This is a genomic window from Mycobacterium sp. (genome assembly GCF_035697385.1).
Taxonomy (GTDB): domain Bacteria; phylum Actinomycetota; class Actinomycetes; order Mycobacteriales; family Mycobacteriaceae; genus Mycobacterium.
The window spans coordinates 1-9,266 of record NZ_DASSCY010000172.1 but is presented as its reverse complement, the minus strand read 5'-3'; the positions used below and the strand labels follow the sequence as shown (position 1 = coordinate 9,266).

Genomic DNA, 9,266 nt, shown 5'->3' with positions numbered 1-9,266 from the left:
GCAACAACCCGGCGCCGGGTGCCGGCGCGGGTACTGGCGCGGCCGCCTCCGCGACCTGCTGTTGTCCGCCCACACTGCACCTGCTCAAACCCACGGCGGATAGCGTTGCCACCGACAGCGCCGCAATGAAGTGCCGCCGGTTCAACTCGGAACCCGCGGGCAGACGGTAGCGGCGACTCATCGGCGCCAGTCTTAGGTCAGCAGGTTGCCATCGGGTGGAGACACGCCGTTGCCGGCGCTAACTAACGTTGCCCGAGCTACTACCGCTGCGGAACAGCCGTCGGCTTGATCGGCTCGGGAAGCGCGGTTCGGCCCATGAGATAGCGGTCCACGCCTGCGGCTGCGGCGCGGCCCTCGGCGATCGCCCACACGATTAGCGACTGGCCCCGGCCCATGTCGCCTGCGACGAACACGCCAGGCACCGTCGTGGCGAAGTCGGCGTTACGCGCCACGTTGCCCCGGTCGGTGAGCTCGACACGGAGATCGGTGAGCAGTCCGGCGCGCTCCGGGCCGACGAAGCCCATCGCCAACAGGACGAGGTCGGCCTCCATGTCGAAGTCGGTGCCCTCGACCTTGACGAACTTGCCGCCCTCCATGCGCACTTCGTGCCCGCGCAGGCCGGTGACATGGCCGTTTTCGCCGACGAACTGCTCGGTGTTGACGGAGTAGACGCGCTCGCCACCTTCCTCATGCGCCGAGGTCACCCGGAACATCAGCGGGTAGACGGGCCACGGCGTGGAGTCCGCGCGGGTCTCCGGCGGGCGAGGCATGATCTCGAACTGGTGCACACCGGCCGCGCCCTGGCGGTGCACGGTGCCAAGGCAGTCGGCGCCGGTGTCGCCGCCGCCGATGATGATGACCTTCTTGCCCTTGGCGTGGATCGGCGGCAGGCCGTTCTCGTCGGTTACCGGATCGCCCTGCTGTACCCGGTTGGCCCACGGCAAGAACTCCATGGCCTGGTGGATGCCGTCGAGTTCGCGGCCAGGGATCGGCAGATCACGCCAAGCCGTCGCACCACCGGCGAGCACGACCGCGTTGAATTCGGATCGCAGCTGCTGGGCGGTTATGTCGACGCCGACGTTCACGCCGGCCCGGAACTGCGTGCCCTCGGCCGCCATCTGCTCCAGCCGCCGGTCGATATGGCGCTTCTCCATCTTGAATTCGGGGATGCCATAGCGCAGCAGGCCGCCGATGCGGTCGTCTCGCTCGAACACCGTCACCGAATGTCCGGCCCTGGTCAGCTGCTGCGCGGCGGCCAGTCCGGCTGGGCCTGACCCGACCACGGCGACCGTCTTGCCTGTCCGCACATCCGGCGGCAGCGGCACCACCCAGCCCTCGTCGAAGGCGTTGTCGATGATCTCGACCTCGATCTGCTTGATCGTTACCGGATCCTGGTTGATGCCGAGCACACACGAGCCCTCGCACGGTGCCGGACACAGCCGCCCGGTGAACTCGGGGAAGTTGTTGGTGGCGTGCAGCCGCTCGATCGCATCGCGCCAGCGGTCGGTGCGCACCAGGTCGTTCCACTCGGGAATCAGGTTTCCCAGCGGGCATCCGTTGTGGCAGAACGGGATACCGCAATCCATGCAGCGTGTCGCCTGGTCGCGCAGAGTGTCATGGGAGAAGTCCTCGTAGACCTCTTTCCAGTCACGCAGCCGCAGATCGACCGGCCGCCGCTGCGGGGTCTGTCGCTTTGTGTACTTCAGAAAGCCGCTCGGATCAGGCATTGGCCGCCGCCATGATCGCCTTGTCGACATCGGAACCGGTAGCTCCAGAAGCCTTAGCCTCGGCAATGGCAACCAACACCCGCTTGAAATCGCGCGGCATCACCTTCACGAACTGCTTCAGTGCTCCGTCCCAGTTGCTCAAAATGCGTTGTCCGACGGCTGAATCGGTCGCGTCGACGTGCGCGACGATCATGCCGTGCAGCCAGTTGACGTCCTCGTCGTCCAGCGCGTCGAGGTCGACCATCTCGGCGTTGAGGTTCTCTTCGAACGTGCCCTCGGGGTTGTAGACGTAGGCCACACCGCCTGACATGCCTGCCGCGAAGTTGCGCCCTGTCGATCCGAGGATGACGACCTTGCCCCCGGTCATGTACTCACAGCCGTGATCGCCGACTCCTTCGACCACCGCGTGCGCGCCGGAGTTGCGGACGGCGAACCGCTCGCCGACCACGCCGCGAAGGAACACCTGGCCGCTGGTCGCACCGAACAGAATCACGTTGCCTGCGATGATGTTCTCCTCGGCGACGTAATCGGCGGGCGCGTTGTCCGAAGGGCGCACCACGAGGCGGCCGCCGGAAAGGCCCTTGCCGACATAGTCGTTGGCGTCGCCGTACACCCGCAGCGTAACGCCCTTGGGTACGAACGCGCCGAAGCTGTTGCCTGCCGATCCGTCGAACGTGATGTCGATGGTGCCATCGGGAAGCCCTTGGCCGCCATAGGCTTTGGTCACCTCGTGGCCCAGCATGGTGCCGACGGTGCGGTTCGTGTTGGCAATCGTGGTCGAGAACCGCACGGGCTTACCCGAGTCCAAAGCCTCGCGACACATCACGATCAGCTGCTGATCGAGCGCCTTGTCCAGCCCGTGGTCCTGACGCGAGCTGCAGTACAGGTCCTGGTTCATGAACGCCGACTCCGGCTCGTGCAGCACCGGCGCCAAATCCAGCTTGTAGGCCTTCCAGTGCTCGGCCGCGCGCGTGGTGTCCAGCGCGCCGACCTGGCCGACCATCTCGTTGACCGTCCGGAAGCCCAACTGGGCCATCATTTCCCGGACTTCCTCGGCGATGAACATGAAGAAGTTCTCGACGAACTCCGGCTTGCCGTTGAACCGTTGCCGCAGCACCGGGTTCTGGGTGGCCACGCCGACGGGGCAGGTGTCGAGGTGACACACCCGCATCATGATGCAGCCGGATACCACCAGCGGCGCGGTGGCGAAGCCGAACTCCTCCGCGCCGAGCAGCGCGGCGATCACCACGTCACGGCCGGTCTTGAGCTGACCGTCGACCTGCACGACGATCCGGTCACGTAAACCGTTGAGCAGCAACGTCTGCTGCGTCTCCGCCAGGCCGAGCTCCCACGGTGCGCCCGCGTGCTTCTGCGACGTCAGCGGGGTGGCGCCGGTGCCGCCGTCGTGACCGGAGATCAGCACCACGTCGGCGTGCGCCTTGGAGACCCCGGCCGCGACCGTGCCGACACCGTTCTCGCTGACCAGCTTGACGTGCACGCGCGCCTGCGGGTTGGCGTTCTTCAGATCGTGGATCAGCTGAGCAAGATCCTCGATGGAGTAGATGTCGTGGTGCGGCGGCGGGGAGATCAGGCCGACACCCGGCGTGGAGTGGCGCACCTCTGCCACCCACGGATACACCTTGTTGCCAGGAAGCTGGCCGCCCTCACCGGGTTTCGCGCCCTGGGCCATCTTGATCTGGATGTCCGTGCAGTTGGTCAGGTAGTGACTGGTGACGCCGAACCGGGCCGAAGCCACCTGCTTGATCGCGCTGCGGCGCCAGTCGCCGTTCTCGTCGCGGTCAAAGCGGCTAATGTGCTCGCCGCCCTCACCCGAATTGGACCGGCCGCCAAGGCGGTTCATCGCGATGGCCAGCGTCTCGTGAGCCTCGGCGGAGATCGAGCCGTAGCTCATGGCGCCGGTGGAGAATCGCTTGACGATCTCGCTGGCCGGCTCGACCTCGTCCAACGGAACGGGCGGACGTTCGCCGTCTTTGAACTTGAGCAGGCCGCGCAGTGAGGCCATCCGTTCGCTCTGGTCGTCGATGAGCTTGGTGTACTCCTTAAAGATCGAGTACTGGCCGGTGCGGGTCGAGTGCTGCAGCTTGAACACGGTGTCCGGGTTGAACAGGTGGTACTCACCCTCACGACGCCACTGGTACTCGCCGCCGACCTCGAGCTCGCGGTGCGCCCACTCGTCGGGCCGGTCCAGGTACGCCAGGGCGTGCCGGGCGGCCACGTCGTCGGCGATGTCGTCGAGGTCGATGCCCCCGACCGGACATGTCAGGCCGGTGAAGTACTCGTCGAGAAGCTGCTGGCTGATGCCGATGGCCTGGAACAACTGCGCGCCGGTGTAGGAGGCCAGCGTCGAGATACCCATCTTGGACATCACCTTCAGCACGCCCTTGCCTGCGGCCTTGACGTAGTTGGCCTTGGCCTGGTCGCTAGTGAGCCCCTTGATGGCGCCGCGATCGATCATGTCCTCGATGGACTCGAACGCCATGTACGGGTTGATCGCGGCGGCGCCGAAGCCGACCAGGCAGGCCATGTGATGCACCTCGCGGGCGTCACCTGCCTCGACGACGAGACCGACCTTGGTCCGGGTACGGTCGCGAACAAGATGGTGGTGCACGGCCGAGACGCTCAGCAGCGACGGGATCGGCGCCATCGATTCGTCCGACTCGCGGTCGGACAGCACGATGATGCGCGCGCCGTCACGGATGGCGTCCGAAACTTTGGCGCGCACCTTGTCGAGGGCCTCCTTGAGGCCCTGCCCGCCGCGGTTCACCGGATACAGGCAACGAATCACCGCGGCGCGCATCCCGTGCTTGTGGCCGCGGATCTCATGATCGGGATCGACGCAGATCAGCTTCGACAGTTCGGCGTTGCGAAGGATGGGCTGTGGCAACACGATCTGGCGGCACGACTCCGCCGTCGGATTGAGCAGGTCACCCTCTGGGCCGACGGTGCCCGACAGGCTGGTCACCACCTCTTCACGGATGGCGTCCAGCGGCGGGTTGGTCACCTGCGCGAACAACTGCTGGAAGTAGTCGTAGAGCATCCGCGGCCGCTGCGACAGCACCGCGACCGGGGTATCGGTGCCCATCGAGCCCAGCGCTTCGGCGCCAGTGCGGGCCATCGGCGACACCAACAGGTTGAGCTCTTCATAGGTGAAGCCGAAGATCTGCTGCCGCAACACGACTCGGTGATGAGGCATGCGGACGTAGTCGCCGGGGGGCAGCTCGTCGACGTGGAACAAGCCGGCGTCGAGCCACTCCTGATAGGGGAGCTCGGCGGCCAGCTCGGCCTTGATCTCCTCGTCGTCGACGATGCGGCCCGCCGACGTGTCGACCAGGAACATGCGGCCGGGCTGCAGCCGCATCTTCTTGACCACAGTCGACGGGTCCAGGTTGAGCACGCCCGCCTCGGACGCCATCACCACCAAGCCGTCCTCGGTGACCCAAATTCGTGACGGGCGAAGGCCATTGCGGTCCAGCACGGCGCCGATCACGGTGCCGTCGGTGAAGGTCATCGACGCCGGGCCGTCCCACGGCTCCATCAGCGACGCGTGGTACTGGTAGAACGCGCGCCGCGCCGGATCCATCGACGGGTGACGCTCCCACGCCTCGGGAATCATCATCAGCACGGCGTGCGGCAGGCTGCGGCCACCGAGGTGCAACAGTTCGAGCACTTCGTCGAATCGCGCGGTGTCCGAAGCACCCGGAGTGCAAACGGGCACGACCTTGTCGAAGGCCTGGCCAGTGCCGAATGCGTCCGTCTTGATCAGCGCCTCGCGTGCCCGCATCCAGTTCTCGTTGCCGGTGACGGTGTTGATCTCGCCGTTGTGGGCGATGCGCCGGAACGGGTGGGCCAGGGGCCACGACGGGAACGTATTGGTGGAGAACCGCGAGTGCACGATGCCCAGCGCGCTGGTGAGGCGGTCGTCCTGCAGATCAAGGTAGAACGCTTTGAGCTGCGGCGTGGTCAGCATCCCCTTGTAAACGAATGTCTGGCCGGAAAGGCTTGGGAAGTAAACGGTTTCGCGACCCGGGCCGTCTTGTCCCGGGCCCTTGGTGCCGAGCTCGTGCTCGGCACGCTTGCGCACCACGTAAGCGCGGCGCTCCAGGTCCATCCCCGAGGCGCCCGCGATGAACACCTGGCGGAAGGTCGGCATCGCGTCGCGAGCCAGCGCGCCGAGCGACGAGTCGTCGGTGGGCACCTCGCGCCAGCCCAACACTTCGAGGCCCTCGGCCTCGGCGATCTTCTCGACGGATTCGCAGGCGATCGCGGCATCCTTCGACGACTGCGGCAGGAACGCGATACCGGTGGCGTAACTGCCGTATTCCGGCAGGTCGAATTCGACGACGGCGCGCAGGAACTCATCGGGGACCTGCAGCAGGATGCCTGCGCCGTCTCCGGTGTGCGGTTCGGCACCCTGGGCACCGCGATGCTCCAGGTTCACCAGGGCCGTGATGGCCGCATCGACAATGCTGCGGCTGCGGCGGCCATGCATGTCAGCCACCATCGCCACGCCGCACGCATCGTGCTCGAACGCGGGGTTGTACAGCCCTTGACTACTGGGCGCCATTCCCACCTACCTTTTTCCCGCACGTCTTCGCGAAGTCTGCATGGCAGCCGTCGACTAGCCCTTTTGAGGCATCAACCGGCCCTGCGGTGGAGGTTCCTTCGTGCAGCACTGAACGCCGGCCCTATCCCACTCGCCACAAGTGGAGAAAACGATATGACAAACGGGGCCTGACATGCCAACTTAGTCAAACCTAACTATGGTCGGAGGGCCGGCTGGCGGCGTTGACGATCGGCCAGGTAATCCGCGACGAATACCATTGCACCGGTTACCCTTTGGGCCCGGTTAGTACGCCAGCGACCCGACGAGGGGAAGATCACATTCGCCCCCTAATCCTTCATGTGATTTGCTACACGAGCACATCAACTATGTGACCTGGCGTAACAAGATCGCATTTGTTTGCACAAAGCCTAGTCAGATTCTTAGAGAAGCCCGGACGCCGGCTTCGGGCCGCAGATCCAGCCGCCGCAGCAGCTGCGCGTTCAGCGCACCAGCACGCTGCCCTCGAGACCCGGTAACGCGGATAGCGATCTGCGACACTGAGACCCCGGCTATCTCGGTGTGAAGGAGAACGGTTGACGGCACCGACGGCAGGTCCCGATCAGCCCGACGATTCCATGCGGGGCTCGGTACACATTTGCGTTACGGCGATCGTGGCAGGCGTGCTCATCGGCTTCGTCGGCGGCGCGTTCCGCTGGTGTCTGCAGACGGCCGACGATTTGCGTATCGACTTTGTGGACTGGGCGCACCAGCTGCCGGGGCCAGGCTGGCTCATCCCCATGGCCGCCGCCGCAGCAGGCGCAACCCTTGCCGCCCTCATCGTGCGGTGGGAGCCGCTGGCCGCCGGAAGCGGCATCCAGCATGTCGAGGCGGTCTTTCTCGGCGGGGCCCGGCCTCCGCTCATCCGATTGGTTCCTGCGAAGTTCATCGGCGGCGTGCTGAGCATGGGATCTGGGCTCGTCTTGGGCCGCGAGGGACCGACGGTGCACATGGGTGCCGCGATCGGAGCCGAAGCGGCCAGGCGGGCGCGGTTACCCGATTCCGAGGTCAGGATGATGCAGACGGCGTTGGGCGGGGCCGGCCTTGCGGTCGCGTTCAACGCACCGATCGGGGGCACCCTTTTCACCCTCGAAGAGGTCACCAAGTCATTTCGGGTGAAAACAGTTCTGGCGACACTTTTTTCGGCTATTGCTGGGGTGGCTTGCGCCCGACTGATGCTGGGAAACCACGCCGACTTCCACGTCGAACCAATCAGCGCTCCGGCTCTCGCATGGTTACCGCTTTTCGTCGCGTTCGGACTGTTGACCGGATGCCTGGGTGCCGTCTACAACGCGTTGGTGTTGTGGTTCCTCGACCACGTCGCAGCGCTACGCCGAATCCCGACCCTGGCGAAGGCCGCCATCATCGGTGCCATCATCGGTCTCGCGATGTTTGTGTCCCCCCACGCGGTGGGCGGCGGCGACCTCCTGACGCAACAGATCCTCAGTGGACACCACATCCTGCTTTCCGTCGTCATCGGATACCTGGCGGTGCGATTCATCGCCGGCCCCCTTTCGTACTCGGCTGCGGTACCTGGCGGGCTGTTCGCACCGCTGCTTGCCGTGGGTGCACTGTGGGGACTGCTGTTCGCCGGGGCCTTCAACGCCGTATGGCCTGCAGACACAACGCAATTGGCGATTCCGCTGGCACTCGTCGGAATGGCGGCATTCTTCGGGGCTACTGTGCGTGCGCCCGTGACGGGAGTGGTCCTCGTCGTAGAGATGACGGCCATGACCGCAACGCTCGTGCCGATGATGGCCGCGACCGCGGCGGCGGTACTCGTCGCCTACCTCGTGGGATCGCCGCCGATCTACGACAGTCTTCGAGAGCGGATGCCAGACGAAGCGGCCATTGAACGACGCGGTAGCTAGTTACGAAGTTTGCTATTCAACACTTCCGTCAATTCGGTCGTGGAAGTTAATTCACCAACCCAAGTAGCGGGTGTCGCATCCATGGGTGTTGCTGAGTTCTACATAATCCTGCGCTAAGCAACTAAGAATTTGACAGAGGTAAATAGCCGTCATGCGCTCATATCCAGTTTGGCCTGCGTTAATCATCATACTTGTCAATAACTGGAACTGATCCTTTTTCGGTCGCAAGTATGTCTCGATGTGGTAAATACATTAACTGCATCTTCGTCCGTCAACAGGTAACTATCGGGTCTACCCAGCGCATTTCGACGAAAGGTTTCGAGCTATGAAAGTTGCCAAGCAGAAGACCACCGGCGCGGCCATGATCGCGATGGGCGCGCTCGCCGCCGCTGCAGGCGCCGCCTACTTCGCCGACCCACCGGCCGCGACCATCCAGGCGAAGCCGGCGGTCACCGCTGAGGTGAATCTGGTCTTCTTCGGTTGGCTGTTCGCACCGCCACCCCCTCCGGCCCCGGCGGCCGCCGCGTCACCGGTGGACGCCCTCGGCGGCCTTCTCGGCGGCGTTGTGGGCCTGCTGATCAGCAACGGCGACACGCCCGGCGAGAACGGCGGCCTGCTGATCGGCAGCGGCGCCGCAGGTGCCGAGGGTCAGGCCGGTGGCAGTGGCGGCCTGCTGCTGGGTAACGGCGGCGCAGGCGGCGCAGGTGCTGCCGGCCAGGATGGCGGAGACGGCGGCAATGCCGGCCTGCTCGGTAACGGCGGCGCGGGCGGCGCCGGCGGTGTAGCCATCACCGGGGGCACCGACCCCGCACAGGCGGCCGACGGCGGAGACGGCGGCAACGGCGGCATCCTGAGCGGCAGCGGCGGCGTTGGCGGTGCGGGCGGCACGGGCCTCAACTTCGGTAGCGCCACCACCTGGGGCGGGGATGGCGGCGACGGCGGCGACTCGGGGATCCTCCACGGCGATGCGGGCGACGGCGGCGCAGGCGGTGGCGCGGGCAGCATCTCGGGCACCGCTCTCGGCGGTGACGGCGGCGACGGCGGTCA

4 protein-coding genes and 1 pseudogene are annotated in these 9,266 nt (G+C 65.7%); 2 read left to right on the top strand and 3 right to left on the bottom strand.

The window, feature by feature from the left end; all coding sequences use genetic code 11:
• The 3 genes and pseudogenes from VFH65_RS14060 to gltB all read right to left on the bottom strand — a co-directional run.
• A pseudogene (locus VFH65_RS14060) lies at positions 1 to 181 on the bottom strand (polysaccharide deacetylase family protein); the annotation flags it as partial.
• A gap of 79 nt (positions 182 to 260) precedes the next feature.
• Entirely contained in the window at positions 261 to 1,727 is a 1,467-nt protein-coding gene (locus VFH65_RS14055; RefSeq protein WP_353322296.1) for a glutamate synthase subunit beta, read from the bottom strand.
• Complete coding sequence (gene gltB / locus VFH65_RS14050) at positions 1,720 to 6,312, bottom strand: glutamate synthase large subunit (protein ID WP_353322295.1); 4,593 nt, start codon at positions 6,310 to 6,312, stop codon at positions 1,720 to 1,722. The genes VFH65_RS14055 and gltB overlap by 8 nt, the downstream gene beginning before the upstream one ends.
• A 614-nt stretch (positions 6,313 to 6,926) precedes the next feature.
• Here gltB and VFH65_RS14045 point away from each other — a divergent pair.
• Positions 6,927 to 8,219 (top strand): ClC family H(+)/Cl(-) exchange transporter, encoded by a 1,293-nt coding sequence (locus VFH65_RS14045; RefSeq protein ID WP_353322297.1) that lies wholly within the window; start codon positions 6,927 to 6,929, stop codon positions 8,217 to 8,219.
• A gap of 325 nt (positions 8,220 to 8,544) precedes the next feature.
• Positions 8,545 to 9,266: PGRS repeat-containing protein (locus VFH65_RS14040; protein WP_353322294.1), on the top strand; the 722-nt coding region annotated here is incomplete at its 3' end.